General features: G+C 33.8%; 1 protein-coding gene. It reads right to left on the reverse strand.

The features are described from left to right. Positions 1–280: 280 nt before the first annotated feature. On the reverse strand, positions 281–1163 hold an 883-nt coding region (locus IDG60_RS15115), incomplete at its 5' end, for an oleate hydratase (RefSeq protein WP_206160864.1).

Here is a 1163-nt window from a genome sequence, read left to right on the forward strand (position 1 = left end):
CTTATAATTGTAAATTTAATGTTAAGATTAGGTAAAATTATTTAACAATATATGTTATTTGTATATGACTTGTAAAATATCGTCACTTATTATGTAAATTTTCAGTGTGAAATGGCAGGTTTGCAATCACTTGTTTAACAAAATGATGCAATCAATCATGTAATTATGTTTCATCAAAAAAATCATGTGAGTGGGATAACGAAATAAAGTTTGTGATCATATCACTTCTATCCCACTCCATGATTTGAAATCACCATATAGACAGATTTAATGTGCCTCGTTATAACAATTTGTGTTCTTTTAATAATGACTCAATGTACGTACCTTTTATCTTTTTAAGGAATCCTGCTAATGCGAGTTTTTGCATTTTCGAATCTTTAGTAATCTCGCGCAAATCTTGATGGTCATTCAGTTCGTATATGGCATCCATTAAGACGCGAAGATCAAATGTACTATTGATGACCTCTGGAATACCACGATCTATATTTAGTAATTGATAAACAGCTTCCATGGCAGTACGAACCGAATATTCTGTTGTAAATACAGTATCTCGCTCTGTTTCTGCAAAGTTACCAATAAATGCTAAATTTTGTGATTGATGCGGGACGACTAAAGGTCTGTCGCCGATAGCACGCGTCATGAAATAAGAGGTAATATATGGCATATAAACAGGAATCGTATTAGATGCATGTTTTGCTAAGTCTTCAATTTTGTCAGTTGGTACACCTAAGTGATACAGCCATTCTTGACATATTTCATTACCACTACATTCTGTGATTGGCTTTTTAATATAATCGCCGTTTACATCTGAATATAAGGCATAAATCCATGTAGATATTTCATTTTTAGGTTGGTCTTTAAACTGTTGCTGACGATTGATTGTAAAACTGATTTGCCATGCAGAATCATTGATTGTAATAATTCCGCCAGTAACCGTTTTGCCTGCAAGAGGGTCACGTTTACAAATGCTTTCTATTGTATCGATAATATCTTTATTGTTTGTTGTCGATGTTGCAGAAACAAACCAACTCTTTTGAGGAATATTTTGGCAAAACTTATCAGGATTACCAAATTCAGGACTTTGTCGCGCTAAATTTTTCCATAGTGTCCAACTACCACCTAATTCGTCAGTTGGTGGTGCTGGTGTATCATTATCACCATAC

This window comes from Staphylococcus sp. EG-SA-2, assembly GCF_017152085.1.